We start from the raw sequence: 26,021 nt of genomic DNA on the forward strand, positions 1-26,021 counted from the left end.
ACCAGCTTGCCGGTTATCGGGTCAAGCAATCATCTGGTGGTTCTATCGACCCTGAAGACCTTTGCCCGCAAGAATTCCGGCAACAGATTTTTCAATTCGGGATCTGCGTGTGGCCGATTGTTTGGCGCCAGAAAAATAAAGATTGTATCCCCGCTGCCGACCCGGCGTCAGGGCCTTGAACGCTTTTTCAAGATCAGGATTTTTTGCAAATTCATCCAAAAGTTCAGCCGGAAGCTCAAGATTTTCCTTTTCGCTGAAATCAATCTTCAGGCCGGATTTTTCGACTTCGATGGCCGCTTTGATATAGGCCTTCAGAGCATTTTCTTTTGCTCTGATTTCTTCAGCCGACGTAAAATGAATGCGGCGCATTGCTTGCGAATTTTCACCCGGTTTCGCAAGAACACCCTCAGGGTCCTCCATCAACGCGCCCTTGAAAAATCCAAGCGCGCAATCATCTTTCATCCCGTAAATCATAAGGATATTTTTGCCCTCCGACGTGTAGCAAAGATTACCCCACTTCACGTCTTCGGTCAGGCCCGATTCAAGAATGATCGTTCGCAGGGCCTTGCGTTCTTCGTGCCATTTCTCCTGTGCCAGAAGGGCCTCAATCTTTAATGTCAGACTATTCATTTTGTTGAATCTCCGGCGGACGTGTCTCCCGGGCGGAATAAAATCAGCTTGCCGCGCGTTTGGTCAAGTCGTCATCAACTACATACTCGCTGACAAAATTCTGTATCGCTGCGGCAAGTTGGCGATCAACAAGTGGATGAGACGTATCTGACAGCATCAGGGCTACGCCGACTGCGGGTAATGGTGGGAAACCGTCGCGACTTTCAAGAATCTGAAACTCATCGGTGACGCTTGCCGCTGCAAGGGCGGCGACACCCAAACCGTCACGCACCAGATGCAAAAGCGATGCGGCCTGTCGTGTGGTCGCAAGCAAGGTATATGGCCGGTCTGCCTTGGAAATCGCATCAATTGCCCATGCATGGAATTTGCAATCCTCTGCAGGCAGAACAAGTGATAATGGGTTTGCCAGATGTTGTCGGTGAATGGGGGATGAAACCCAGACACCGGGCTCATGACGCAAGAAATATCCTTCTTCGCCCTGTTCCGACCGGCTGATGACGGATATATCAAGTTCTCCTTGGTCGAGCATCCGGCGCAGCAATATCGTCGGGTTGACGGAAATGAAGAATTTGGCATCGGGATGGACCTTGCGTATTGCACGCAGCACCACCGGCAGGATTTTCTGAGTGTAATCATCCGGGCATCCGATCCGGATCGGACGGCTGCTATCATGACCGCGCATCTTTCCCATAGCTTCGTGCTGCAACGACAGCATTCGCCTTGCATAACCGACAAAGGTGATGCCGTCCGCTGTCAGCAAAACATTGCGGCCCTCCCGTTCAAACAGCTTGTTTCCGACAAGATCTTCCAGCCGTTTCATCTGCATGGAAAATGCCGATGGAGTGCGGCCGATCCGATCCGCAGCACGGTTGAAACTGCCACATTCGGCAAAGGCGACAAAGCTTCGGAGCAGATCGGAATCCATGTGACTTCCTTTGATCAGTAAAAAAGATCAATAAAATTGAACGGTCAGGTCAAAACTATTCGATTGTTTGATCCTGGGCCAGAACCAATTATCTCCCTCGGCCGGCCAGTACGAAACCGTATGTGCCAAAGGAATACCGGAATGATACTTCACGATTTTTTACCGTCGGGAAACGGCTACAAGATTCGTTTGCTGCTGACCCTGCTTGGCAAATCATTTGATCTGGTCGAACATGACATCACCAAGGGTGAAACCCGCACACATGACTTCATGTCGCGGATCAACCCCAATGGCAAAATTCCTGCGCTGGAATTCGATGATGGTCGGGTTCTTGTCGAAAGCAACGCGATCCTGATCCATCTTGCCGATGGAACGCCTTATTTGCCGGCCGATGCGTGGGAACGCACGGAAGTCATGCAATGGCTGTTCTTTGAACAATATGATCATGAACCAACGATTGCTGTTTTGCGGTCATGGGTCGGGATCAAGGGCATGCCTGAACATGCCGATATTCTGGTGCCGATGAAGCGGGCTGGTGCGAAAAAGGCGCTGGATCTGATGGAAAAGCGGTTGGCGGGGCACAACTGGCTGGTCGGGGACGCACTGTCGATCGCAGATATATCCCTGTATGCCTATACCCACGTCGCTGAAGAAGGCGATATCGACCTTTCGGTATATCCGGGCATCCGTGCCTGGCTTGATCGTGTTGCGGCCTTGCCGGGCTATATTCCGATCACGTGGAAGCCCTGATTTTCCGGGGATAAAGAAAGCAACCGCCCCGACACCGGAAAACATATTGGGGGAATCCGGAATGGGGCGGCTGCAACACCAAATGCGCGATCCAGTTAGCGCAAAGGGGTAAGGAAAAGGAAGGTGCGGGGGGCCTCTATGCCGTCCGCAAAATGCGGTCCGGTAACAGCGGGTCGGTCACAGCCGCAGAATGGCGTGCCTGAAAATTTTTGAACGCCGTATCCAGATTTGGTACTTCTGCCAGAATTTCCGGTCCCCCGGGCATTGCTTTGAGATAGTGGATCATGGGCATGATCAGCATATCTGGAATGGTGAAACGCTGGCCGAATAACCAGCCATCATCATAATGCGGATCAAGAATTTTAAGGTCATGAGCAATAAGATCGCCCATGCGCTTCATTCGGACCGCAAAACCCAGGTCATTGCGCTGTTCTGTATCGGCAAAAACCATCGGGATGACAAATTGCCGCAGGATTTGTGTATCCAGCCGCGTCGTGGCGACACTGATCCATTGTTCCATGCGCGCCACTTTGTCCTTTCGCACCGGGCGCAATAGTGGCCCGTCAAACGCATCATCAATGTAACGGCAGATCGCACTGGTTTCGTACAGAACCAGATTGTCATGAACCAGAACAGGTACCTTGCCGAACGGATTGAATTGCAGCAATTCCGGTGTCGGCTCTGCGCCTGGGGATTGAATGCCTTTGGTGCGGAACTCGAACGAAATCTGTTTCTCGATACAGGCAATCCGTACCGTGCGCGAGAGACTGCTGCGCGGCATGCCGTAGATGATCACCTTGGACATCGCAAAATCCTTTGCATCTGTAGTGGCGTGTCGTTGCGGTTGCGCGGCTCTGAATCAGCGCCCCGCTGCGCGAGAGTTGTCAACAGGATTACGCACGACATAATATGTTCAAGAACATATTATAAAAATGTGCGAGCCTTGTTTCCCGTCACCTCAATCGGAGCCAGATCATGCCTTACAGTCCGGATCACAAACCAAAGACGCGGCAAAAAATAATCCGATCAGCAGCCAAGCTTTTCAAAACGGTCGGCTATGAAAATGTGACGATCGATCAGGTGATGGCCAATGCGGGACTGACGCGCGGCGGGTTTTACGCGCATTTCAAAAACAAGGAAGACCTGTTTGTCGCCACTGTAGATAGCGGTATTAACCTTTTGTCAGAACCGATCCTGTCGCGTTTGCGCAAAGCAGAAAAATTCGGCCTTGATTGGACCACGGCTTTTGCTGATCTCTATCTGTCGAACCAGCACCTCAATCATCCCGGCAAGGGATGTGCGTTGCCGACGCTTTCAACCGAAGTTGCCCGGTCGGGCGAACGGGCGCAAAAAGCCTTTTCCAAGGTGATCCGCGGGGCGTGTGGCAGGCTTGCCGGAAAACTCGCACTCGAAGAACGCGGTATAGCCCCGATGACCCGCGAAGAAGCCGATGAATGGTTTGAAAACCCGCCACTTGATGAAATCAGCAAGGAATACCGCATCAATGCGACCGCGATGCTGTCGATGATGGTCGGCGCAATGGTTCTTGGACGAGCGGTTGATGATGAAACTGCTGAACTGATCCTCAGCTCGGTGCGAAAAACGGTGCCGCGGCTTAAATCACCTCAGAAAAGCAGAACTGATGCGGTGCTTTGACCGGCTGAAAACACGGTCTAGGCCTTGATCAGCGTTTCATCGCAAGTGGTGCAACCTGGCCTTTGCGTTGTGCAATCATTTTCTGTTCCGCAATCGCACCGGCTTCATCGGTTAGGAAAGTAAATATCCCGAACCGGCGTCCCTTGGTCACCGGCATTGCTTCATGCAACAGTGAACAGGAAAATACGACGGCACCCCCGGCAGGCGGCGCGTAAAGGCCGCGACCATACTCGGGAAAACGAACCTGCCCGCCTTCGTAAGTTACCGGGTTCAGGTTTAGCGACACCGCAAATCGACGATGTGCGGTAAATGCGGTGCGATTGTCCCGGTGGCGACCGAAATGTCCCTTGTCGGCGGCGTCATAACACCCGATCCTTAGGGCTTCCATGCTTGCCGTTCTGAACTGGAATGCCTTGAACAGTTCCGGGATAACCCGCCCCACAAGTCGGCTTTTGACTTTCTCAAACAGCACTTCATCCAGAAGGACAACGTCATTGCGCTTTTTGATGTCGGATTTCGCCGTGCTGCTGTTTTCCGTCCCCTTGGATACACCATCCGCACGCTTTTCACCGGCTTCCCAATAGGAAATCAGTTCCTGACACAATTCCGGTTCCAGAATGTCATGCAGCAACATGACCGGTGCCTGGCGATTGATCATGTCTGATTTGCTTCCGGCGTGGATTGCCTTGCAGACGTCAATGCCGTTATCAACATCCGCAAACGATGCGTTGAACACCAGCCGATGATTTGGATCGATCAGAAGCATTGAGGGGCCAGTAACGCCAAACAGCTTTTTGACCGCGTTTTCCGCGTCATAAAGCTCGGTTGCCTTGGCGTTTGACTTTGCTGCCTTCCTGGGGCTTTTAGTGCCGCCGATGATCAGAAAAGTCAGGGTCTCGCAACCCGCGACCTGATCGAGAAACCGATCAATTTCCTGCCATGTTTCCTTGGTCGGTTTTTCATCCAGCAACCAAAGCGCAAGTGTGTTTCCCGCGATCAGTTGATCTGTCAGGTCGACCGTTTGTCCGGCGGTATCGGGCAGGACGATTTTCGGGACAATGTCACCTTTGGCAATCCGAATTGAACTGGTTGCGGCCTTCGGTGTCTCTGCCATTTCCCTGATCCCCGATCCATTTAAATCTATCCGGCCTTTCTCAGACTTTCGCAAAGTACCCCGAAAGAATATCGGCGTAAATCACGACCAGTTTTTCGATATCATCAATCATCGCATGCTCATCGACCTTGTGCATGCTTTGCCCGACAAGGCCAAATTCCGCGACTTCGCAATATTTGTGGATGAAGCGCGCATCCGAAGTGCCACCCGTTGTGCTCATATCCGGTCGGTGGCCGGTGACTTTTTCCGAGGCATCGGAAATAAGGGCTGCCAGTCTGCCCGGCTTGGATACAAAGGCTTCGCCGGAAATCTTGACTTTAAGGTCATGGGGACCGGCATGTGCAGCACAGGTTTCACGGATCCATTTTTCCAGATCGACGCCCTGATGCAGGTCATTGAAACGGATATTAAATGCAGCACTGACCTTTGACGGAACCACGTTGGTCGCCGGATTCCCGGCATCGATGGTGGTGACTTCCAGATTGCTTGGCTGGAAATGCGGGGTGCCTTGATCGAGTTCATGCGTGGTCAGAGCATTGAGGACCTTTAACATGCGCGGTACCGGGTTATCTGCCAGATGTGGATAGGCAACATGACCCTGCGCGCCATAGATCGTCAGCCAGCCGGTAATGGAACCGCGGCGACCGACTTTCATCATCTCGCCGAGATATGTCGGATTGGTCGGCTCGCCAAGAAGGCAGACATCAAGTTTCTCGCCATGCTTGTCACACCAGTCCAGCAGCTTGATCGTGCCGTTCACCGCATCGGCTTCTTCATCACCGGTAATCAGGAAGCTGATGCTTTCGTCAAAATCGGGATGGGTCGCCAGAAAGGCGTCAACGGATTCAACGAAACAGGCAATGTTGGTTTTCATATCAACCGCGCCGCGCCCGAACAGACGGCCATCCTTGATTTCGCCACCAAATGGATCAACAGTCCAAGCCGCGACATCGCCCGCCGGAACCACATCAGTATGCCCGGCAAAACAAAAATTGCGCCCTTTGGTTCCCAGCCGCGCATAAAGGTTGTCTATGCTGTCCCAGCCGTCTTCGTGAAACACTTTTCGTTTGCAGTCAAAACCGCGTGCTTCAAGGGCTGTCTGCAAGACATCAAGCGCACCGGCATCCGCAGGGGTAACGGACGGGCAGCGGATCAGGGATTGGGCAAGATCAAGGGCGGCGGACATTTGATATTCTCTTGGCTTCTTGATGAACGAGTAGGATTAAAAATCCATCATGGATGTTTCAAGTGAAACATTTGATGTGCAAAGGGGCGAAACGGCATTCCGCTTCGCCCCTTATAGATCATTGGCAAATCCGGTGACAGAAATCAGTCACGCAGCAATTCGTTGATCGAGGTTTTCGAACGGGTTTTTTCATCCACACGTTTGATGATGACCGCGCAATACAGGCTCGGTCCCGGCTTGCCATCGGGCAATGGCTTGCCCGGAATGCTGCCCGGAACCACAACCGAGTATGCCGGAACGCGACCTACAAAGGTCTCGCCGGTGGTGCGGTCGATGATCTTGGTTGATGCGCCGATAAACACACCCATCGAAATTACGGCACCTTCTTCGACGATAACACCTTCGACGATTTCCGAGCGCGCCCCGATAAAAGCGTTGTCTTCGATGATGACCGGACCGGCCTGAAGGGGCTCAAGCACGCCACCGATACCGGCACCACCCGACAGGTGAACGTTTTTACCGATCTGTGCGCAGGAACCGACCGTTGCCCAAGTATCGACCATCACGCCGGTATCGACATAGGCACCAAGATTCACAAAGCTCGGCATCAGAACGGTGCCCGGTGCGACATAGGCCGAACGGCGCACGATGCTGCCCGGTACGGCGCGGAAGCCGGCATTTTTGAACTCGGCTTCACCCCAACCTTCAAATTTTGACGGGACCTTGTCCCACCAGTTGGTGTTTTCGCCGGGGCCGCCGGAAATGGTGGTCATGTCATTGAGACGGAAGGACAGAAGAACCGCCTTCTTGGCCCACTGATTGACAATCCACTTGCCGTCTGTCTTTTCGGCAACACGCAGTTTGCCGCTATCAAGTGCGGCAAGCGTCTGGTCGACGGCCTTGCGGATTTCACCCTGGGTGGCGGAGCCGATTTCGTCGCGGTTTTCCCATGCGACGTTGATCACGCCTTCAAGTTCTGTTCTGTCCATTTTCAGAAGTCCTTGCGGTCAGCCTTAATTTCATGTCGGGCGGAGAATGGTCAAAGCCTGCTGTGAAGTCAACTCCGCCAGTTTACTTAGTTCCGGCTTTTGGGTTCCCTGATTCTGACCCGCGCAAGAATTACCCGATCACGGCACCAAGCTCAATCTTGGAACCATGACAAATTTGCCCGAACCCGGTTTTAGGCCGGACCCTTGCCCAGTTCGCGTAAGAAATGCACCAGATTGTTGGTTTCGTGGTCGATCCTGGGATCGTCGCGGCCAACCTGCGCCCATTCCTCGTCAGTATGGACCCATACGGTCGTCATGCCCATGTCCTTTGCCGGAAGCAGATTTTTGGCCATGTCTTCGAAATAGATCGCGCGCGTTGGATCAATTGCATCGCGCGCAAGCAATCGGTCATAGGGCTGGCGTTCGGGTTTGGGGATATAGTCGGCGTCGACGATGTCAAAGATGGTTTCGAAATGGCTGGCAATGCCAAGGCGATCCATCACCCGTTCGGCATGCCCGCGCGATGCGTTGGTGAAGATTACCTTGCGGCATGGCAGCGCATCCAAAGCAGCCGCCAGTTCCGGCGCAGGATCCATCACGGACAGATCAATATTGTGAACCTTGTTAAGGTAATCCGCCGGATCAATGTCATGTTCGGTCATCAGACCGCGCAGCGTCGTGCCATAGCGGTGAAAATAGCTTTTCTGGATCACATAGGCCTCGTCCGCCGGAATCCGTAATGTATCACGCACATATTGCCCGATTAGATTCGAGACCTGCGAAAACAGGTCGCATGCCGAGGGATAGAGCGTGTTGTCGAGATCAAAGATCAGGACATTGTCCGGCGCAATACGCGGAATGACAGCAGTGGCAGAAACGATCGAGGGCATGTTGAAGCATTCCGGTTATGGGCGATGGCGGCACAAAGCTACGCGGCGTTCACGACATTCTTTATTATGGGATTACATCCGGTTTGCAAAGGTGCCGACGGTGATTTCGCAATGCAGCATTGTAGGCATGCGGTTTTTGCAACAATTTCAGGCTCGAATAATTCGGGGTAGGGGTTTAAAAAGCGCAGCCTGAACAAAGATATAGTCAATCTGTGTTTGGAGCCGGGCGGTGCCAGGGGAATGTTCCGAATTTCGGCGCGTTACGCACCCGGAAATGTATTCGCGAAGTTCGAAATCTGTCGGTGCTGTAAAGGCGTTATTAAGGGTGCCATGCAGATGATAGGCGAATTCGTCTTTGCGGATGATGTGACTTCCTGAATTGGGGGCAGGAAGGCGCAAGGATTTCGAGGCAGCGCAAGAGGACCCTTTGGAAAAGCTTCTCAAAAGTCGAACGACGGCACTTCGGAACGAACGGAATCGTTTCGCTGCACTTGCGTTTGTGTGGGGGGATCTTCTGCTTGAACTGGATGACGATCTGAGGATCGTGTTCGCATCCGGGGCGGCAGATGGCATGATGGGCCGGTCCGCAGCCGACCTTGAAGGACATAGTCTGCAATCGGTTCTGGCCCCGCAATTCCGGCCGCTGGTTCAGGAAATGCTGTATGTGGCGCGCCGTCGCGGCCGTATGGACAATATCCAGGTGCGGTTTATTCGCCCGGATGAGCAGTTAAGCGCCCCGGTTTCCATGAGTGGTTATTTCCTGCCCGATCTTGGCGATCATTTCTTTGTTGCCCTGCGCGTTGCGATCAATACGCTACCCCATGATGTGGCGCGATCAATCAGGCGCGATGAGGCAACCGGACTGATGGACGAGGAAAGCCTGTCCCGGGTGGTGACCGAACGCCTGATGGCGCAACGCGAAACCGGTGCAGAACACAAATTTACCCTGATGACATTGAATGCCTTTGATCCGCTTTGCAAACGCATGGAGCAGATCGAACGTGATGAAATGCTGTCCAGTATCGGTGCATTTCTAAGGGCGCATTCCGTTGCCGGGGATACTGCGGGCCGCCTGAATGGCAATCAGTTCGGTATGTTGCACCGGCCCGATGTGCCGGTTGGCGAACTTGAAGATCGGATTGCCGATTGTGCGCGGGACGCCGATCCGGAAGGCAAGGGGGTGGAGATTTCCACGTCCGTTACCGACTTTACGGCCGAAATGATCCCGCCTGGCGATCTTGCTCGCGGGGTGCTTTATTCTATCCGCCGGTTCTGTGACCGGCAGGAGCACGGATTTACATTTTCGCGCCTGATAGGGCAGACCCCCAATCTGGTGAATGATACCTTTTCGGCAATGCGCGATTTCGGCATGCGGGTTGACCGTCTGAAATTCGATGCGGTTTATCAGCCGATCGTGCGGTTACCATCTGCGGAAATCCATCATTTCGAGGTCTTGGCGCGCTTTTATGATGACGATGGTAATCTTATTCCGACGGAACGACTGATCAGCTTTGCCGAACAGGTCAATATGATCCACAGGCTGGATCTGGCGATGATGCGCCGGACCCTCAAATGGATCCGTAACCAGCTGGACGAGGGCATCGATGCCCGTGTGGCGGTCAACGTTTCGGGTCATAGCATCGAAAACCCGGATTTCTGCCGGTCTGTGATTGCACTGTTTGAACGCAATCGCGACACGATGGGGCAGTTGATGATCGAGATTACCGAAACGGCCGAGATTACGGATATCGATACCGCATCAACCTGGATTTCACGGTTCCGCGATTTTGGTGTTGAAATCTGTCTGGATGATTTCGGTACAGGAGCATCGAATTTCCGATATCTCAGTGCGCTGGATGTTGATTATGTCAAAATAGACGGGGAATCGATCCGGCAGTCATTGAAGGCAACCAAAGGCCGTGCATTCCTTAAATCGCTGGTCGATCTTTGTCATGAACTGAAGGTCGAGGTCGTGGCCGAAATGATCGAAACCGAAACCATGCGCGAAATGGTCACCAAGGTCGGTTTTGACTATGCCCAAGGATATCTTTTCGGTAAGCCCGAAAAGGACATTACGCTTTACTGGCGCAATATTAATGATCCCAAACGGTAGTAAGTTCAGTATCAGTTAGTCACCGTAAAGGTCGCCATTCTGAGCCTGTGTCAAAACCCCGTTAGATTGTTAGCGGGGTTTTGCATAAGCGAGAGTGTTTTCATTTTGCCGGGAAGAGCGAGAGCCTTTCGATGATGTTTTTGACCCCCAGAATGTTTATTTAATTCGTTCTGGTACGATGTCGCCTGTGTCACCGCGTGATGGGCAATTAGTCCGTGGGGGTCATCTACCGCCGACTGAAAATTGTAGCCGACAACCACTTGCGTCTGCCCCATCTCTTCCATCAAAAGCACCGATTGGGTCAAATCGGCTTTCTGCGCACGCAGCTTTGCCAGTGTTGCACGCAGATCGCTCTGGCAATGCAAACATCAGAAAGCGTGCATCAAAAAGCCAGCGGATGATCGACCGCTGGCTTCAGGAAAAAACGTCAACGTATTTTAGGACGGCACAGCTCGGACAGTTCCGTCAGTTGAAACGAGAATCAATTTTCTGTTTTCAGCAGAAAGGCCGATGCATGCACCGGCCTTTCTGAAATAACGGGTGTCAGTTGCCTTACTCGGCGGCTTTTACTTCGGCGTTGCTGCGGATTGCAGCATCGCGAACGTCGGCCGCGACATGTTCTTCGAACTTCGCGAAGTTCTTTTCGAACAGGCTGGTCAGGTTCGCGGCGGCTTTGTCATAGGCAGCCTTGTCCGACCAGCTTTCACGCGGGTTAAGGACTTCGGCGGGGATGTCACCACACGCGGTCGGGTATGCCAGACCAAAATACGGGTCGGTCGCGAAGTCGGCATTTTCGAGTTCGCCATTGAGCGCCGCGTTCAAAAGGCCGCGGGTATAGGCGATTTTCATGCGCGAACCGACACCATACGCACCACCGGACCAGCCGGTATTGACCAGCCAGCAATTTGCCTGATGTTTTTCCATCAGTTCGCCAAGCAGCTTGGCATAAACCGACGGATGACGCGGCATGAACGGTGCGCCAAAGCAGGCGGAAAACGCCGCGGTCGGTTCCTTGACGCCTTTTTCGGTGCCGGCAACTTTTGCGGTGTAACCCGACAGGAAGTGGTACATCGCCTGTGCCGAGGTCAGCTTGGCGATCGGCGGCAGAACGCCAAACGCATCGCAGGTGAGCATGATGATGTTTTTCGGGTGACCACCACGACCGTTTTCCGATGCATTCGGGATGAATTCGATCGGATAGCTTGAGCGGGTATTTTCGGTGTGACGGGCATCGTCGAGGTCAAGCTCGCGCGATTGCTTATTCATCACAACGTTTTCCAGAACCGTCCCGAAGGTTTGGGTTGTGGCATAGATTTCCGGTTCTGCCTCTTTGGAAAGCTTGATCACCTTGGCGTAGCAGCCGCCTTCGAAGTTGAAGACGCCATCTTCACCCCAGCCATGTTCATCGTCGCCGATAAGCGTGCGTGATGCGTCGGCCGACAGGGTGGTTTTGCCGGTACCCGACAGACCAAAGAAGATCGCGGTGTCGCCGTCCTTGCCCATATTGGCCGAGCAATGCATCGGCATGACGCCTTTGGCCGGAAGAATATGGTTAAGAACAGAGAAGATCGATTTCTTCATTTCGCCGGCATACCAGGTGCCGCCGATGATCACCATTTTGCGTTCGAACGAAACGACGACGAATACTTCGGAACGGGTGCCGTCGACTTCCGGATCAGCCTGCAGGCCAGGAGCGTGCAGAACGGTGAATTCCGGTGCGAAGTCGCGAAGTTCTTCTTTCTGCGGCTGAATGAACATGTTGCGCGCAAAAAGATTGTGCCATGCATTTTCGTTGATCACGCGAACCGGTAGGCGGAAACGCGGATCCGAACCGGCATAGCAGTCCTGAACGAACAGTTCGGTGCCCTGGAAGTAAGCGCGCACTTTTTGATACAGGCGCTCGAACACTTCCTGGCTGACCGGGCGGTTAACGTCGCCCCAGTCGATGTCATTCTTGGTGCTTGCCTCTTCGACGATAAAGCGATCCAGAGGGGAACGTCCGGTATGCTCGCCTGTCAGCGCAACAAATGCGCCACCCTTGGCAATTTTACCTTCCTGACGACGGATTGCATGTTCGTAGAGGCCGGCAGCGTCCAAATTCCAGTGAACGGCGCCAAGATTCTTGAGGCCATGGGTTTCAAGGCCTACACGGCTGACAACGGGTCCTGATTGCAGCACGGATCTCTCCTGGTGGGAATTGAGTCTGGGGGTTAATAGTCAATTCTACACAATCGGTATGTGGGTTAACCGTTTGCGTCGCGACATATTGTTACAAAGGTGTCTCAAAAGCAACCTGTCCTTTGGCTCAATACCAAGGAAAACGTAGACGTTTTTGCGTTTGCGAAAAGTCACCTTTCGAAAGTGATAATTAAATCTTCGTTGCCAAATTCAGGACACCTGACCGCGCGATTTTTTACACATTTCGACCAGAATGTCGCGCGCTTCGCCGGGGTTGCGGATTGTTTCGGTGAAGTTGACCCGCAAAGGTCGGGAATCGGCAGAATTGCATTCCAAATCCATTCCATCGCAATCAATGGCGACCATTTTCCAACCGTCATTCTTATCCTGATCGGTGAAATATTCGACAATGTCGGCTATCGCATCGGCATGATCGGAATTCATGTGGAAAATGACTTCATCATGGCCATCAATCAGTGGTTGGCAGCCATCAATCACAAACTGGTTCCCCGTTAGTCGGCGCTGTTTGCCAAACCCGCCAACCCAGTAAACCGCCTCTACCGCAACGTGGTAAAAGTCAAAATCGGCGAAATCGGCATATTGGGCGGCATCGGGATGGGTTTGAAGGTAGCGTTGGCGTGTTTCCGGTGCGTGATCGGCAACGGCCCGGCCAAAGATCGTCAGTCTGGCATTATCCGTATCGATCCGCTCGCTTTGTCCGGCATCGATATTGCCGTCGGTGAAAAGAAGCGACAGACGCGGATCACGTCGTAAATGACGGGTATGATCCGCCAGATCGGAAATCAGCAGAATGGGGCTGCCATCAATATGCGCAGCAGGGACAACGATTGACGTCACCGGCCAGCCATCGCCGACCTGTTTGTGATCACAGGCGGTTGTAGCCATCACGGCATGTAAGGAACGTCTCGTCATGCGCCGGAGTTCTGCCGCTGCATTTCCGTTTTGCTGTGCAAGGCTCGACATGCATACGCCCCTTTGATGATCAGGGTTTTTATTTAGGATTGGTTGTTGCCGTCCGCAATGTCTGGTCTGGCTGGGTTACAGGTCTTTGTCCCCGGTCGTAATCAGCGGCGCGGAAGTGGTCGAAAGACGCCGTTTGCGGATGGTTTCCAGCAACCGTTTCTTGCTGCCGTCACTCATGCCCATCCATGCACCAATTTCGTCGCCCGTACGAAAGCATCCGGTGCAGTAGCCAGCGGCGGGGTCAAGAACGCAAACGCCAATGCAGGGGGATTTGACAGGCATGATTTTCCAAATCTGGTAACAGGATTGATTGCCTGCATAGAAAACACAAAGCCCGCCAGGATCAAGAGGGTAATAATCCGGCGGGCTTATTTATGTGTGGTAATCTGGTGGGGATGAAAGCCCTAGAGGCGGTCAAACCAGTTGCGGACCTGGCGGTCGGCCTCTTCGCGTTTAACGCCATAGGCTTCCTGAACCAAGCCAACCAGTTTTTCCTGCTGGCCTTCGATCTCATCAAGATCATCGTCGGTGAGGCGGCCCCATTCGCGCTTGACGTGACCACGCATCTGTTTCCAACGGCCTTCAATCTGGTCCCAATTCATCAGGTGTTCTCCTGTTTCTTTCGGATTGTTTGCTCGTTCGGTCCGGAAATTTTATCTGCATGCCAATGGCATGCTGCTTTTCCGGTTGCCTGATCATAAAACGGCTCGGAGTGTTTTTTGTTCCACGATGCCCGGATTGCTTCCTCTGCCGGGGCAGGGGTGCGGCCCGCTGACTTGCCATATTCGCCTGTGAGGGGTATAGCCGAGCCAGTTTTTTCATTGGAGTGTGTGTGAGCGCACCATCGGCGTGCAGCACGGAGGACAATATGCGCGGATATTTCGGGATCGGGATCGAAGGGGCCAGCAAGCCCTTTAACGTGGGCACGCTGTTTCGTTCCGCTCATGCGTTTGGTGCCAGCTTTGCCTTTACGGTGGATGCGGATTTTCGTGATGAACGGGCCAATGTGGCCGACACATCACGTGCGTCCGAGCAGATGCCCTACTATCACTTCCCGGATCACGATCATCTGTTCCTGCCCGATGGATGCCGGATGGTTGGTGTCGAACTGACACCTGATGCGATTGAACTGCCAAGTTTCAAACACCCGTCGCGCGCGGCCTATATTCTTGGCCCGGAACGCGGAAATCTGTCGCAGGAAATGCAGGATCAGTGCGATTTCATCATCAAAATCCCGATGAGCTTCTGCGTGAATGTCGCGATTGCTGCCAATATCGTGATGTATGACCGCCTGATCAGTCTGGGCCGGTTCGCCCCGCGCCCGGTACGTGCTGGTGCGCCGACCGAACCAAAGCCGGAAGCCTTTTATGGCGGCTGGATTTCGCGCACGCGTGACAAACGCAAAGCCGATCCGGAAAAGTTTCGTCAGGCTCCGCCACCCGATTACAGTGTGATCGACGGGACGCTGGATGACGACGACGATTAAGGCATGAAATGAAGCAACGGCCGCGAGGGAGGGGCGCGGCCGTCGCATTTTCCTGACCCGGTTTCATCGACAGGGGGAGGTCGATGGCAGGGGGATGGGTCAGGTAATCCGGTCTATCGTATCGCTTCAGGCGGCTTGGACTGTTGCTTCATCACCATCGAAAATCTCAGCCTTTTCGGGCAGAATGCCGTGCGGGTTGCGAAGCAGGTTGGCAATCATCCGCATTCCGACATCGCCTTGCAGGGTCAGCAGGCTCTCGGGATGGAACTGAACCGCGCTGATCGGCAGGCTTTGATGACGTATCCCCATAACCACACCGTCATTGCTGCGCGCGGTGACTTTAAGGTCAGCAGGCAGGCTTGCCAGGTCGGCAAATAGCGAGTGATAGCGCCCAACAACGATTTCATCGGGAAGACCTTCAAACAACGGATCAGACGGGTCCAGTTTCACCTTAGACGGTTTGCCATGCATCGGTGTGTCGAGTTGACCAAGTGATCCACCAAAAAATTCGACAATCCCCTGTAAACCAAGACAAACACCAAAGACCGGAAGCCCCGCGGCAAGGGCACGTTCGATGCTTTGGCCCAGACCATAATCATTAGGCCGCCCCGGTCCCGGGGACAGGAACACCAGATCCGGTTTGAAATCGTCAAAGGCTTCGTCCGGGAAACCGGGCCGGAGCGTTAACGTTTCGGCACCGGTTGCACGGATATAGCTGGCAAGATTTTGAACAAAGCTGTCTTCGTGATCGATCAAAAGAACCCGTTTGCCGACGCCCGAGACGCTTGGATCAATGGCGGTTTCGTCCTTGGCGTCACGGGTGACGGCATCAATCATGGCCGATGCCTTCAACACGGTTTCTGCTTCTTCGGCGGCAGGTTCACTATCAAACAGCAATGTCGCACCCGCGCGAACTTCGGCGACACCCTGCTTGAGACGTACAGTACGTAATGTCAGGCCGGTATTAAGATCGCCATTACACAGAACCGCACCGATTGCGCCGCCATACCATGCGCGCGGGCTGCGTTCGACGGTTTCAATATGCTTCATGGCGGCCCGTTTGGGGGCACCGGTGACAGTCACAGCCCAGCAATGCGTCAGGAAGGCGTCAAGCGCATCAAAGCCTTCGCGCAGGCGGCCTTCGACGTGATCGACCGTGTGGATCAGGCGGGAATACATTTCGATCTGCCGACGGCCAAGAATTCGGATGCTGCCCGGTTTGCAGACGCGTGCCTTGTCGTTGCGATCAACGTCGGTGCACATGGTCAGTTCGGATTCTTCCTTGGCCGAATTCAGAAGGGTTCGGATATTTTCCGCATCCTCGATCGCGTCGCGACCGCGCGCGATGGTGCCCGAAATCGGGCAGGTTTCAATACGTTGACCGGTGACGCGGACATACATTTCCGGCGATGCTCCGATCAGGTGTTCACCGTCCCCAAGATTGATCAAGAAACCATAAGGTGCCGGATTTCGGCGTTTAAGGCGGCGGAAGATTTCCGATGGGGCCGTTTTGCATTCGGTCCGAAAGACGCGGCTTGGCACGACTTCAAACAGTTCTCCGCGCGCAAATCGTGGTTTGGTTTCATCGACGACGGCGGCGTATTCGCCGTCTTTCATATCATTTTCTACGATGCCGTTTGCACCATGGGATGGCGGGTGATCCTGGGCAATGTGGTCGAGCCCGGCGGTACTATGGCCATCTGGTGCAATGAATTCATATTCAAAAAGGGTCGCGACCTTGGACGCATGGTCGACTGTAATCATCTGATCGGGCAGGTAAAGATGGACATCCTTATGATCACTGCTGCGGTCCTGGGTCAGTGCAATTTGTTCGAAATGAAGGGCGATGTCGTAGCCAAAGGCACCGTATAGACCCAAACGTTCCTCGCCCTTGTGGGCAAACAGATCGCGAATGGCCCGGACAACGGAAAACAGGCTGGGTTGTTGACTGCGTTCTTCTTCCGGGAACCAAGCCGCGGCTTTGCCGACATAGCCGTAAAGCCCGTCATCGCCTTTGGTCAGGCCTTCTATATGGGCATGATCGGCAAGGGCGTTTTCAATCACCGGCAAAAGCACCTGGCCGCGATCATTAAGCGCCCGGATTGCAAAGCCGCGTTCCCGTCCGGTGATTTCCAGCGGTGGTTTGGCAAATCCCATGTCCCAGCGCGAATAGCGACCCGGAAACTCGTAGCTTGAAGACAGCAAAACACCCTTGGTCCGATCAAGCGCGTCGATCAGGCTTTCGGTGGCATTTTCATAGGTGATTTCTGTCTGGCGGCGAATAATGGCGATGCCGCCATCGGTGGTATATCGATATTCGCTACTGGTTTCAGAAGTCGGGTTGGTCACGTCAAATACTCCGTTTGCGGGGCGCTGCCGCAGGAGCAATGTGACTTTTCAGCAGATAGGAAAAAGGTCTGAAAACACAAAGCCGCCTGCGAGGATCAGGCGGCCGGTTGTTTCAGGGCATGATAATTGGCCGCCCGCTTATGCGGACCACCACCAACGATTGGAAATAAGGATCGGGTTCATGCCGTGTGTTTTCATGCATCAAACTATGATCAGCGATCAGGCGGGCGTCAAGCATTTTGATCAGACGATTATTCGCCCGGTTCGGAAACTTCGAAACGAAGCGGTTTATGGCAATGTGGACAGGACAAAAGATCGTCTTCGTGATTGTGATGAATGTCGCGGATGTCGGATATGATTGACTGGGCCTGTTCATCGCTGATGCCAAGTTCGTCCTGATGTGATCGCAGCCTTTTTCGCACGGCCTCGGTCAGGCGTTTTCCCGAAAGCTGATGGGCAGCTTGTTGGCGATAGGCCTCTTCGCGGCGGCGCAGTTCACTGGAAAAGGCGGATGCCAGAATACCGGCAGGCACCGCGACGATGCCGATACCCGTTAGTGAAATCAGACTTGCGATGATTTTACCGAGTGCTGTGATTGGTACGACATCCCCGTAACCGACGGTGGCAAGGGTGATAACGCTCCAGTAAAGGGCACTGGGCAGGTTGCCAAATGCGTCAGGTTGGGCTTCGTGTTCAGCAAGATAAATGGCGCCGGCGCTGAAAACCAGCATGCAGGCCAGCGCTGCGCTTGCGGCACCAAAGATGCCCATCTGCTGACGAAACACCATCAGCATCAGTTCAAGGCCGGTAGAATAGCGGGTGAATTTCAAAAGCCGAAGCAGACGGACAATGCGGATGAACCGCAGATCAATCGACGTGAAAAACAGCAAGAAGACCGGAAGGATCGCAATCAGATCAACCATTGCCATTGGTCGCAGCATATAACGCAAACGCCCCCATTTTCCGGAAAATTCCGGGTTATCGGGGGCGGACCATACGCGCAAGACATATTCAACTGTGAAAATCGCCGTGCAGATCAGCTCAATGACCAGAAACAGTATAAAAAACTGTTCGGCCAATTCATGAACGGTGTCGAGAATGACGCAGATAACATTGATCACGATCAACGAAGCAAGGATCAGATGTACCGTCAATGACACCCGTGATTGACGGTCGACCCCATGCAGCAAATTCTGAACTTTTGATCGAAGCGTTCTTTCCATTTGACCCCATACGCTAACGGGGCACCAAACACCGCCCGCAATCGTCCGATAATTGCGGGGATCGCTTCAGAAATGGTTAAAGAAGATGCTGATACAGCGCGGTCGGGTGCTAGTAACCCTTTGCCGCGCGAATGAAATCGGCAATCTTGCGTGCGTCTTTCACGCCTTTGGTCTTTTCAACGCCAGACGATACATCAACCCATGGTGCACCGGAAATGCGTACCGCATCGGTGACATTATCAGGGTCAAGCCCACCGGCGAGCATCCAGCTGCTTTTGAAACTGCGCCCGGTCAGAAGTGTCCAGTCAAAGCTGACGGCGTTGCCGCCGGGAAGAATGCTTTCTTTGGGCGGTTTGGCATCGAAAAGCAGAAAATCGGCGACGCCATCGAAGTTTGCCGCAGCGGCATCAATGTCATCGGACGTACTGACCGAAACGGCCTTCATGACGCGCAGACCGAATTTTTCTTTTACTTCTGCGACCCGTTCCGGGCTTTCCTTGCCATGCATCTGGATCACGTCAAGGCGACCGGCCTTGATCGCGTTTTCAAGGGCTTCGTCACCAGCTTCAACGAACAGGCCAACCTTAAGGATGCTGTCCGGTACGCGCTCGGTCAAAGTAGTGGCGCCGTTAAGCGATATGTGACGCGGGCTTGGTGGAAAAAAAACATAGCCCAAGGCATCTGCACCGGCACTCATCGCGGCCATTGCGGCGTCTTCGCTATTGATTCCACAGATTTTGACCATGCAGCTCATCGGAGTGTCCTGTCTTGTAGCCAATTCAAACTTCCGTCCAAGTCATTTGGTCCTAGCAGAAAGTGATCCCGACCAACAGGATATTTGCGAATTTAGGTGGCTTTCCACTGGCGAGATGGCGGTTGCTGCGCTATTTTCCCGGCCATGAGCAAGCACACAGGCCCAGCCGGGGGCGAAAACGGCGAAAAGACAACCCATTTCGGTTTTCGGGATGTTCCGGAAAGCCAGAAGGCATCCATGGTGCGTGAGGTTTTCGATACTGTCGCGTCCAAATATGACTTGATGAACGATCTGATGAGCGGCGGTGTACACCGTTTGTGGAAAGATACGTTCATCAACGAGCTGAAGCCGCGTCCGGGCATGAAGCTGCTGGACGTTGCCGGTGGCACCGGGGACATTGCATTCCGGTTCCTGAAGAATGGTGGCGGCTCTGTCACGGTGTGCGACATTAACTATGAAATGCTGCATGTCGGTCGTGATCGCGCGGTGGATCACGGGTTGCTGAAAAACATCAACTGGACTGTTGGCGATGCGCAGAAACTGCCACTGCCCGATCATTCGGTTGATGCCTATACCATTGCCTTTGGTATTCGGAACGTGACGCGGATTAACGAAGCCCTTTCCGAAGCCTATCGTGTGCTCCGACCGGGTGGAAAATTCCAGTGTCTAGAGTTTTCCAAGGTGGTGGTGCCGGGGTTTGATAAACTTTACGACACATACTCCTTCAAGCTTTTGCCTGAAATCGGTCGCTTCATTGCCGGGAATCGCGAAGCATATCAGTATCTGGCCGAAAGCATCCGTCAGTTCCCCGATCAGGAAGCTTTTGCATCCATGATCCGCGATGCCGGGTTCGAACGGGTGAAATATCGCAATCTTTCCGGTGGTATTGCCGCCATTCATTCCGGCTGGCGGGTATAGGTGGCGACTGAATGATACGGTTCGTTCGCAACAGCTTTCGACTGCTTGGAATGGCTAGGACTTTGGCGCGTCATGATGCGCTGTTTCCACTTGCCCTTGTGCCGGGTGGAAAGGTTCTGGCGTTTTTTGCCCGACTGACAGCACCATTTTCACGTCGATCCGATTTGCGGCCGGGGCGCCGGTTGGCCCGTGCGCTTGAAGAATTGGGCCCCGCATTCATCAAGCTTGGCCAGACACTGGCCACGCGTGCCGATCTGATCGGGGATGATGTTGCGGCTGATTTATCAAGCCTGCAGGATAGATTGCCGCCATTTTCGGCCAAGATTGCCAAGCGGATCATTACCGAACAGCTTGACGGGCCTTTTGAAACCCTTTTTTCCGAGTTTGATGATACGCCTGTTGCGGCGGCATCCATCGCACAGGTGCATTTTGCCACCACGTCCGATGGGCGAGAAGTTGCCGTCAAGGTGCTGCGCCCGGATATCAAGACGCGCTTTGCCCGTGACCTTGATCTGTTTTACTGGGTGGCGGAGATTGCCGAACTGACGCAACCGCGCTTGCGTCGTCTCAAACCGGTTGAAACCATCAAGACGCTGGAAGACAGCGTGCATCTTGAAATGGATTTGCGGTTTGAAGCATCGGCAGCATCCGAGTTCCGCGATAATTTCGAGGCTGATCCGACTTATTATGTGCCGCAGATCGATTGGGAACGGACGGCGGAACATGTGATCACCATGGAACGGGTCAAAGGTGTTCGCATCGACAATGTCGAAGCCCTGGATCGCATGGGTGTTGATCGCTCCGCCCTTCTGGCGAAGGCGGCGGGGGCATTTTTCCAACAGGTTTTCCGTGACGGCTTCTTCCACGCCGATATGCATCCGGGCAACCTGTTTGTCGACGAAACCGGTAAGGTCAGCATCGTTGATTTCGGGATCATGGGGCGTGTTGACCGTCAGACGCGCCTGTACCTCGCAGAAATGCTTCTTGGCTTTCTGACGCGTGATTATCGCCGTGTCGCCGAGGTGCATTTCGAAGCGGGATATGTCCCACGTAACCAGTCGCTTGAAAATTTCCAGCAGGCGTGCCGTTCCATCGGCGAGCCGATTCTGGGCAAGGAACTGGCCGATATTTCGGTCGGGCGGCTGTTGGGGCAGCTTTTCCAGATTACCGAAACCTTCGGGATGGAAACCCAGCCGCAGCTTCTGATGTTGCAGAAAACCATGATTGTCGCCGAGGGGCTTTCGCGTATTTTAAGCCCGAACGAGAATATGTGGGAATTGTCGCGTCCGCTGATTGAGGAATGGATGCGTGAAAACCTTGGCCCGGAAGCAAAGATTGCCGAGGCCACCCGACAGGCAGGGACCATGTTGCGCCGGTTGCCGCGCGTTCTTGAGGCTGCCGAACAGGCATCGGCTGTCTTTACCGATCAGGGGTTACGCCTGCATCCTGATACGGTTGCCGCGATGCGTGGCCGGTCAAACGGGCAGCGCAGTTCCGGTGGAGTTTCCAAGCAATCCATCCTGCTTTGGGTCGCGATTGCAGCACTTGCTGTCGCCCTGTTCGTCAAATAGAGGACGGCAATGAGCGAAATTGAGATCAGTTGTGATCGCGGTCGGCTGGACCTTGGATATTGCTATGATTTCATTGCCAATTCTTATTGGTCGCGGGGCAGGTCGCGCGGCGAGTTTGACCGTTCGGTTGAAATGTCGGTACCGGTTGGTGCCTATTGTGACGGGCGGCAGGTTGGTTTTGCCCGCGTCGTGACCGACTTCATCGCCATTGCCTATATCGCCGATGTGTTTGTTGACCCCGATTACCGTCGTCGGGGCATTGCATCCATGATGCTTGATGCCCTGCATGCTCATCCCGATATTGCGCGGGTCAAACGATGGATGCTGGCGACACATGATATGCAACCGGTTTATCGCCTTCATGGATATGAAGACCTTAATGAAACGATCATGATGCGGCTTGATGCAGAATCCGATGATCGGGAACCTTTGCTCTAGGTATGATTAAACCCGACATCTTTTAAAAGAAACGCCGCCACGGTCAGACCGGGCGGCGTTTTTGTTTCCGGCAATCTCGCAATCAGCTGGTGCGGACTTCATCAAGGAAGTTGCCGACTTCGCTGCGCAGCGTTCCTGATTGCGCGCCAAGTTTTTCGGAGGCATCAAGTACCTGTCGGGCGGCATCGCCGGTCTGGCGGGCCGCAGACTGCATTTCATGGATATGGCTTGTGACTTCCTGCGTACTCTGGACCGCCTGCTGCACGGAGTGTGAGATTTCGGACGTCGCCTGTCCCTGTTCCTGAACTGCGGCGGCAACCTCGGATGCGATTTCGTTCAGATTGGCGATGATGCTGGTGATGCCATCAATTGCACCAACAGCTTCCTGGGTCGATCCCTGAATGCCGGAAATCTGGGCTGAAATATCCTCGGTCGCGCGTGCTGTCTGATTGGCAAGGTTTTTGACCTCGTTGGCCACCACGGCAAAGCCTTTGCCCGCGTCACCGGCACGTGCGGCTTCGATCGTGGCGTTCAGCGCCAGAAGGTTGGTCTGTTCGGCAATGGCCTGAATGATCTGGACCACTTCGCCGACTTTCTGTGCTGAAACATCAAGCCCCTGAACCATTTCATTGACCCGATTGGCTTCGGTGCTGGCGTTGGCGGTAATGTTTGACGTGTCATTTACACGCGCACTGATATCGCGGATTGAAACAGACAGCTGTTCGGCAGCACTGGCAACCGTTTCGACGCTATGATTGGCCTGCTCAACCGCGGCAACCACTGCCTGCGAACCGGATTCGTTCTGATGAACGGCCGCAACCATTGTCTGGGCGACTTGCTGCATTTCGCTTGATGCGCCCGATACACCGTCGACAACACCCATGACGGTCTGTTCGAAACGACCGGCAAGGCCGTTCATTGCCTCTCGCCGTTTTATTTCTGCGCGCTCGCGTTCCTGTTCGCGTTCCCGATCAAGTTGGGCAACTCGGTTGGCATTTTCCTTGAATACTTCGATTGAGGCCGCCATCTGGCCAATTTCATCGGTGCGATGAACGCCAGGGATGTGAATCTCGCGATTGCCATCAGCAAGGGCCGCCATGGCACCATTGATTTTAACAAGCGGGGTAATGATCTGATTGCGCAGGACAAACCAGGTGCTGCCCAGAAGGACGGCAAGGATTGCCGCCGCAAGGGCCAACTGGATGATGACGGCCTGTTTTACCTCGGCATTTACGCGCTCCAGGCTCCATGCGGTCAGCAGCATGCCGCGATATTGATCTTCGTCCCGGCGTTTGGAATATTTGGTAATCGGCGCAGCAACAATGACCGCATCGTCAGAGATGAAGCTGACAACTTCCTTGTTTTCAAGCCGCTCCAGATAAGGTTCGGCAAGTGCAGCCAGATCGTGTTCGGGAAGGTTTTCGGATTGATAGGTCGCAATGGGTTCGCCGTCCGGATTGGCTGCCACCAGCGATGCCAGCTGTGATCCTTCCTTGTCGGTGATCTTGCGAAATTCTTTTTCGACCGAGTTGCCGTCCATGGCAATAAAGCCCGGTTGCACGGCTGTTGACAGCATTTCGGTTTTTTCGACCGACTCATTATACATGATTTCGATCATCGCATCGCGTTGCGAAACCGTCTGGATCGTCATCATTGCGCCGAAGCCGACAATCAACAATGCAACCACAACCAGAATAACTTTGCGTCCGACAGAGCCGCCGGATCGTTTGGTTTCGGCCATTTAAGGTCTCCCGTCCTTTGAAGCCTGATGAATTTTTGTTTCCTCGAAATCCTCTCGTCTGCCAGCGATCATTTGAGGCTGTCGTGGCATGAACGATCAGGATTGGTATCGTTCCGGCTGTCATCCGAATGGTGATTTCGGGGACCTGCCAAAGCGACGATATTTATTCTTTCTGACTTCCCCTGATGTAAAACTCCCTAGGGAACGGGAAGCTTTTTGATGCTTTCCTTCGGACCCCACAAAAAAGCTACTGCAAAGCGGTGGATAACCGAAATAATTAAAATAGGCTTGTTTGAAATTACCGGAAACTTGCGAAATGCGATAAAATCGTCCGGCATCATTCAAGTTTTTAGTAAATAATGCTGTTCGGGGAACCGGTGTTTCTCGTGATGCGAATCGCAGGCTGACTTCGTCGGTCCTAACATGCCTATTCATATGGTGATGGTGGCTTGTGTTTTTGATGCTGTCCGATCACGATGCTGCAGTTTTTGCGGGACGGGGAACCCGAATGGCTAAGTCCAGAACCATAACAAAATCGCGTGCCACCAAAAAAGGCAGGAAAACCATGGCTGTTTCCGGGGTGAAAAGCCCTGTGACCAAGCCCGCGGGTGATGACAGTCCAAAACTGCCCAAAGGCGAAATCGGTGCCCTTGATCAAATGCGAGGCGATGAACCCGGATCAGCAAGTTTATCGTCCCGACCGGCACCGGATATTGCGGTTAACCGTTCTGACAAATCGGAACTTTTTGCGCGCGCGCTTGAAGCACATCAGGCGGGCAGGATTGACGAAGCGATTGCGCTTTATGGTGCTGTCCTTCGACAGAACCCGGATCAACCCGATGTCTGGAACAATCTGGGCGTGGCACTTCGCCGCAGCAAACGCCATGATGCGTCACTTGTTGCTTATCGTCGCGCGGCGGAGTTAAGGCCGGGAAATGCCGGGCTTTGGTCAAATATGGGCAACTGCCTGCGTGAAATGATGCGCTTTGAAGAAGCCACGGCAGCGCATGACAAGGCCCTCGAACTTGATGCTTCGATCAAATCGCATCCGTTTAATGCCGGTCTTGTTTTTCGAGATACCAACCGTTTCGAGCAGGCAATCCGGCATTTTGATGCAGCATTGGCGATTGATCCCGACTATGTCGACGCCAACTGGGACAAGGCATTGGCCCTTCTGGCGATGGGGCAATATGAGGCTGGCTGGGCGGGATATGAAACGCGCCGCAAACTGGCCGATAACCCGATCCGTCCTCTTGAAGGTGCTCCGGAATGGGACGGCAAGGCTGATTTGCGTGGCAAAAGACTGCTGCTGCGCGCCGAGCAAGGCTTTGGCGACATGATACAGTTTGCCCGTTTTGTGCCAATGGTCGGGAAGAAGGCCGCGCATATTATCCTTGAATGCCGATCAGAATTGATCCCGGTGATGCGTACGATTGCCGGTGTCGGAACAATTGTTGAAAAGGGCGCAAAACTGCCGCCCTTTGATCTGCATGTGCCGTTGCTCAGTTTGCCGCATGTTATGAAAATCAACGAAGCGGAATTACACCGCGTATCTGCGGAACCCTATTTGAGCGCACCGAAAGGCAAGCAGGCACGGCTGAGCCCGCCACCGGGAACGGTGCTTAAGGTCGGACTGATATGGGCAGGCAAACTTAATCCGCGTGACCGATCCTGCCCGCTTGAAAAGTTGATGCCGCTTATGGCTCAGAAAGGGGCCTGTTTTTACAGTTTTCAGGTCGATGAACGGCGTGGTGACATAGCCAAACTTGGTGCCAATGCCCTGATTACCGACATGGGTGAACATATTCATGATTTCGGTGACAGTGCCGCGTTGATGAAGGCGATGGATCTGATCATCACAATTGATAGTGCCCCTGCCCATCTTGCCGGCGCGCTTGGTGTACCGGTCTGGATGTTGCAGCTTTATACAACGGATTGGCGGTGGATGGTCGGGCGGGCCGACAGCCCGTGGTACCCGACGATGCGGATTTATCGGCAAGAAGCACCGGGGGATTGGGCTACTCCGATTGGAAAGCTGGGGGCTGATTTTGCCAATCTGCTTAAGGCGCGGCTGGGTGCCACGGCATAGTCAAAACGATGGGTCGCGATATTTTTGCCCGATAGCG

23 protein-coding genes are annotated in these 26,021 nt (G+C 53.7%); 8 read left to right on the forward strand and 15 right to left on the reverse strand.

What is annotated here, in order from left to right; genetic code table 11:
* Positions 1–42: 42 nt before the first annotated feature.
* On the reverse strand, positions 43–630 hold the full coding sequence (locus tag IT971_RS00445; RefSeq protein WP_063093254.1) for a YdeI family protein: 588 nt from the start codon (positions 628–630) through the stop codon (positions 43–45).
* 43 nt (positions 631–673) lie between these two features.
* A complete protein-coding gene (locus IT971_RS00450) occupies positions 674–1,555 on the reverse strand; it encodes a LysR family transcriptional regulator (protein ID WP_037989392.1) in 882 nt (293 codons plus the stop codon).
* A 141-nt stretch (positions 1,556–1,696) separates the two neighbouring features.
* Between IT971_RS00450 and IT971_RS00455 the strand changes: the two genes are divergently transcribed.
* Complete coding sequence (locus IT971_RS00455; RefSeq protein ID WP_063093253.1) at positions 1,697–2,305, forward strand: glutathione S-transferase family protein; 609 nt, start codon at positions 1,697–1,699, stop codon at positions 2,303–2,305.
* A gap of 136 nt (positions 2,306–2,441) precedes the next feature.
* On the opposite strand, the gene IT971_RS00460 is transcribed toward IT971_RS00455, so the two are convergent.
* A complete protein-coding gene (locus IT971_RS00460) occupies positions 2,442–3,110 on the reverse strand; it encodes a glutathione S-transferase family protein (protein WP_063093252.1) in 669 nt (222 codons plus the stop codon).
* Between the two features lie 170 nt (positions 3,111–3,280).
* On the opposite strand from IT971_RS00460, the gene IT971_RS00465 reads away from it, so the two are divergent.
* Complete coding sequence (locus tag IT971_RS00465) at positions 3,281–3,961, forward strand: TetR/AcrR family transcriptional regulator (RefSeq protein ID WP_063093251.1); 681 nt, start codon at positions 3,281–3,283, stop codon at positions 3,959–3,961.
* Between the two features lie 28 nt (positions 3,962–3,989).
* Here IT971_RS00465 and IT971_RS00470 read toward each other — a convergent pair whose 3' ends face one another.
* The 4 genes from IT971_RS00470 to IT971_RS00485 all read right to left on the reverse strand — a co-directional run bounded on the left by IT971_RS00470 (position 3,990) and on the right by IT971_RS00485 (position 8,140).
* Positions 3,990–5,075 carry a 2OG-Fe(II) oxygenase gene (locus IT971_RS00470; protein WP_063093250.1) on the reverse strand — a complete coding sequence of 362 codons (1,086 nt, stop codon included), beginning with the start codon at positions 5,073–5,075 and terminating at the stop codon, positions 3,990–3,992.
* A gap of 40 nt (positions 5,076–5,115) precedes the next feature.
* Positions 5,116–6,261, reverse strand: a complete 1,146-nt coding sequence (gene dapE / locus IT971_RS00475; protein ID WP_063093249.1) for a succinyl-diaminopimelate desuccinylase — start codon at positions 6,259–6,261, stop codon at positions 5,116–5,118.
* Between the two features lie 143 nt (positions 6,262–6,404).
* Positions 6,405–7,250: a 2,3,4,5-tetrahydropyridine-2,6-dicarboxylate N-succinyltransferase gene (gene dapD, locus IT971_RS00480; RefSeq protein ID WP_007091836.1), complete on the reverse strand. Its 846-nt coding sequence runs from the start codon at positions 7,248–7,250 to the stop codon at positions 6,405–6,407.
* A 191-nt stretch (positions 7,251–7,441) separates the two neighbouring features.
* Positions 7,442–8,140 carry a pyrimidine 5'-nucleotidase gene (locus tag IT971_RS00485; protein ID WP_063093248.1) on the reverse strand — a complete coding sequence of 233 codons (699 nt, stop codon included), beginning with the start codon at positions 8,138–8,140 and terminating at the stop codon, positions 7,442–7,444.
* A 427-nt stretch (positions 8,141–8,567) separates the two neighbouring features.
* Between IT971_RS00485 and IT971_RS00490 the strand changes: the two genes are divergently transcribed.
* Positions 8,568–10,253, forward strand: a complete 1,686-nt coding sequence (locus tag IT971_RS00490) for an EAL domain-containing protein (protein ID WP_037989404.1) — start codon at positions 8,568–8,570, stop codon at positions 10,251–10,253.
* Positions 10,254–10,805: 552 nt separating this feature from the next.
* On the opposite strand, the gene IT971_RS00495 is transcribed toward IT971_RS00490, so the two are convergent.
* The 4 genes from IT971_RS00495 to IT971_RS00510 all read right to left on the reverse strand — a co-directional run bounded on the left by IT971_RS00495 (position 10,806) and on the right by IT971_RS00510 (position 14,017).
* Positions 10,806–12,431 carry a phosphoenolpyruvate carboxykinase gene (locus tag IT971_RS00495; RefSeq protein WP_063093246.1) on the reverse strand — a complete coding sequence of 542 codons (1,626 nt, stop codon included), beginning with the start codon at positions 12,429–12,431 and terminating at the stop codon, positions 10,806–10,808.
* A 210-nt stretch (positions 12,432–12,641) separates the two neighbouring features.
* Entirely contained in the window at positions 12,642–13,415 is a 774-nt protein-coding gene (locus tag IT971_RS00500; protein ID WP_063093245.1) for a HugZ family protein, read from the reverse strand.
* A 75-nt stretch (positions 13,416–13,490) separates the two neighbouring features.
* Complete coding sequence (locus IT971_RS00505) at positions 13,491–13,697, reverse strand: DUF1289 domain-containing protein (RefSeq protein ID WP_063093244.1); 207 nt, start codon at positions 13,695–13,697, stop codon at positions 13,491–13,493.
* Positions 13,698–13,819: 122 nt separating this feature from the next.
* Entirely contained in the window at positions 13,820–14,017 is a 198-nt protein-coding gene (locus tag IT971_RS00510; RefSeq protein ID WP_037989411.1) for a CsbD family protein, read from the reverse strand.
* A gap of 266 nt (positions 14,018–14,283) precedes the next feature.
* Here IT971_RS00510 and IT971_RS00515 point away from each other — a divergent pair, with 266 nt between their 5' ends.
* Positions 14,284–14,901 carry an RNA methyltransferase gene (locus IT971_RS00515; RefSeq protein WP_007091844.1) on the forward strand — a complete coding sequence of 206 codons (618 nt, stop codon included), beginning with the start codon at positions 14,284–14,286 and terminating at the stop codon, positions 14,899–14,901.
* Between the two features lie 126 nt (positions 14,902–15,027).
* Here the strand turns inward: IT971_RS00515 and IT971_RS00520 are convergent, their stop codons facing one another.
* The 3 genes from IT971_RS00520 to IT971_RS00530 all read right to left on the reverse strand — a co-directional run bounded on the left by IT971_RS00520 (position 15,028) and on the right by IT971_RS00530 (position 19,227).
* Positions 15,028–17,250 (reverse strand): anthranilate synthase component I, encoded by a 2,223-nt coding sequence (locus IT971_RS00520; protein WP_063093243.1) that lies wholly within the window; start codon positions 17,248–17,250, stop codon positions 15,028–15,030.
* A 251-nt stretch (positions 17,251–17,501) separates the two neighbouring features.
* A complete protein-coding gene (locus IT971_RS00525; protein WP_007091846.1) occupies positions 17,502–18,473 on the reverse strand; it encodes an ion transporter in 972 nt (323 codons plus the stop codon).
* A gap of 109 nt (positions 18,474–18,582) precedes the next feature.
* Entirely contained in the window at positions 18,583–19,227 is a 645-nt protein-coding gene (locus IT971_RS00530; RefSeq protein ID WP_007091847.1) for a phosphoribosylanthranilate isomerase, read from the reverse strand.
* Between the two features lie 144 nt (positions 19,228–19,371).
* On the opposite strand from IT971_RS00530, the gene ubiE reads away from it, so the two are divergent.
* From ubiE to IT971_RS00545, 3 genes are read left to right on the forward strand one after another with little or no spacing between them, the layout of a single operon-like run.
* Positions 19,372–20,145, forward strand: coding sequence for a bifunctional demethylmenaquinone methyltransferase/2-methoxy-6-polyprenyl-1,4-benzoquinol methylase UbiE (ubiE, locus tag IT971_RS00535; protein WP_063093242.1), 774 nt, complete (start codon positions 19,372–19,374; stop codon positions 20,143–20,145).
* An 11-nt stretch (positions 20,146–20,156) separates the two neighbouring features.
* Positions 20,157–21,716 carry a 2-polyprenylphenol 6-hydroxylase gene (gene ubiB, locus IT971_RS00540; RefSeq protein WP_037989415.1) on the forward strand — a complete coding sequence of 520 codons (1,560 nt, stop codon included), beginning with the start codon at positions 20,157–20,159 and terminating at the stop codon, positions 21,714–21,716.
* Between the two features lie 9 nt (positions 21,717–21,725).
* On the forward strand, positions 21,726–22,154 hold the full coding sequence (locus tag IT971_RS00545; RefSeq protein ID WP_007091850.1) for a GNAT family N-acetyltransferase: 429 nt from the start codon (positions 21,726–21,728) through the stop codon (positions 22,152–22,154).
* 82 nt (positions 22,155–22,236) lie between these two features.
* Here IT971_RS00545 and IT971_RS00550 read toward each other — a convergent pair whose 3' ends face one another.
* Positions 22,237–23,895, reverse strand: coding sequence for a methyl-accepting chemotaxis protein (locus tag IT971_RS00550; protein WP_063093241.1), 1,659 nt, complete (start codon positions 23,893–23,895; stop codon positions 22,237–22,239).
* Between the two features lie 508 nt (positions 23,896–24,403).
* Here IT971_RS00550 and IT971_RS00555 point away from each other — a divergent pair.
* Positions 24,404–25,984 carry a tetratricopeptide repeat protein gene (locus IT971_RS00555; protein ID WP_223304958.1) on the forward strand — a complete coding sequence of 527 codons (1,581 nt, stop codon included), beginning with the start codon at positions 24,404–24,406 and terminating at the stop codon, positions 25,982–25,984.
* Positions 25,985–26,021 lie beyond the last annotated feature (37 nt).

Source organism: Thalassospira sp. B30-1, assembly GCF_015767575.1.
Taxonomy (GTDB): Bacteria; Pseudomonadota; Alphaproteobacteria; order Rhodospirillales; family Thalassospiraceae; genus Thalassospira; species Thalassospira xiamenensis.

Bases quoted from the DNA above. Each gene is read 5' to 3' on its own strand.
- IT971_RS00445 (WP_063093254.1), bottom strand. From the start codon at position 630: ATGAATAGTCTGACATTAAAGATTGAGGCCCTTCTGGCACAGGAGAAA.
- IT971_RS00450 (WP_037989392.1), bottom strand. From the start codon at position 1,555: ATGGATTCCGATCTGCTCCGAAGCTTTGTCGCCTTTGCCGAATGTGGC.
- IT971_RS00455 (WP_063093253.1), top strand. From the start codon at position 1,697: ATGATACTTCACGATTTTTTACCGTCGGGAAACGGCTACAAGATTCGT.
- IT971_RS00460 (WP_063093252.1), bottom strand. From the start codon at position 3,110: ATGTCCAAGGTGATCATCTACGGCATGCCGCGCAGCAGTCTCTCGCGC.
- IT971_RS00465 (WP_063093251.1), top strand. From the start codon at position 3,281: ATGCCTTACAGTCCGGATCACAAACCAAAGACGCGGCAAAAAATAATC.
- IT971_RS00470 (WP_063093250.1), bottom strand. From the start codon at position 5,075: ATGGCAGAGACACCGAAGGCCGCAACCAGTTCAATTCGGATTGCCAAA.
- dapE (WP_063093249.1), bottom strand. From the start codon at position 6,261: ATGTCCGCCGCCCTTGATCTTGCCCAATCCCTGATCCGCTGCCCGTCC.
- dapD (WP_007091836.1), bottom strand. From the start codon at position 7,250: ATGGACAGAACAGAACTTGAAGGCGTGATCAACGTCGCATGGGAAAAC.
- IT971_RS00485 (WP_063093248.1), bottom strand. From the start codon at position 8,140: ATGCCCTCGATCGTTTCTGCCACTGCTGTCATTCCGCGTATTGCGCCG.
- IT971_RS00500 (WP_063093245.1), bottom strand. From the start codon at position 13,415: ATGTCGAGCCTTGCACAGCAAAACGGAAATGCAGCGGCAGAACTCCGG.
- IT971_RS00505 (WP_063093244.1), bottom strand. From the start codon at position 13,697: ATGCCTGTCAAATCCCCCTGCATTGGCGTTTGCGTTCTTGACCCCGCC.
- IT971_RS00510 (WP_037989411.1), bottom strand. From the start codon at position 14,017: ATGAATTGGGACCAGATTGAAGGCCGTTGGAAACAGATGCGTGGTCAC.
- IT971_RS00515 (WP_007091844.1), top strand. From the start codon at position 14,284: ATGCGCGGATATTTCGGGATCGGGATCGAAGGGGCCAGCAAGCCCTTT.
- IT971_RS00525 (WP_007091846.1), bottom strand. From the start codon at position 18,473: ATGGAAAGAACGCTTCGATCAAAAGTTCAGAATTTGCTGCATGGGGTC.
- IT971_RS00530 (WP_007091847.1), bottom strand. From the start codon at position 19,227: ATGAGCTGCATGGTCAAAATCTGTGGAATCAATAGCGAAGACGCCGCA.
- ubiE (WP_063093242.1), top strand. From the start codon at position 19,372: ATGAGCAAGCACACAGGCCCAGCCGGGGGCGAAAACGGCGAAAAGACA.
- ubiB (WP_037989415.1), top strand. From the start codon at position 20,157: ATGATACGGTTCGTTCGCAACAGCTTTCGACTGCTTGGAATGGCTAGG.
- IT971_RS00545 (WP_007091850.1), top strand. From the start codon at position 21,726: ATGAGCGAAATTGAGATCAGTTGTGATCGCGGTCGGCTGGACCTTGGA.
- IT971_RS00550 (WP_063093241.1), bottom strand. From the start codon at position 23,895: ATGGCCGAAACCAAACGATCCGGCGGCTCTGTCGGACGCAAAGTTATT.
- IT971_RS00555 (WP_223304958.1), top strand. From the start codon at position 24,404: ATGGCTAAGTCCAGAACCATAACAAAATCGCGTGCCACCAAAAAAGGC.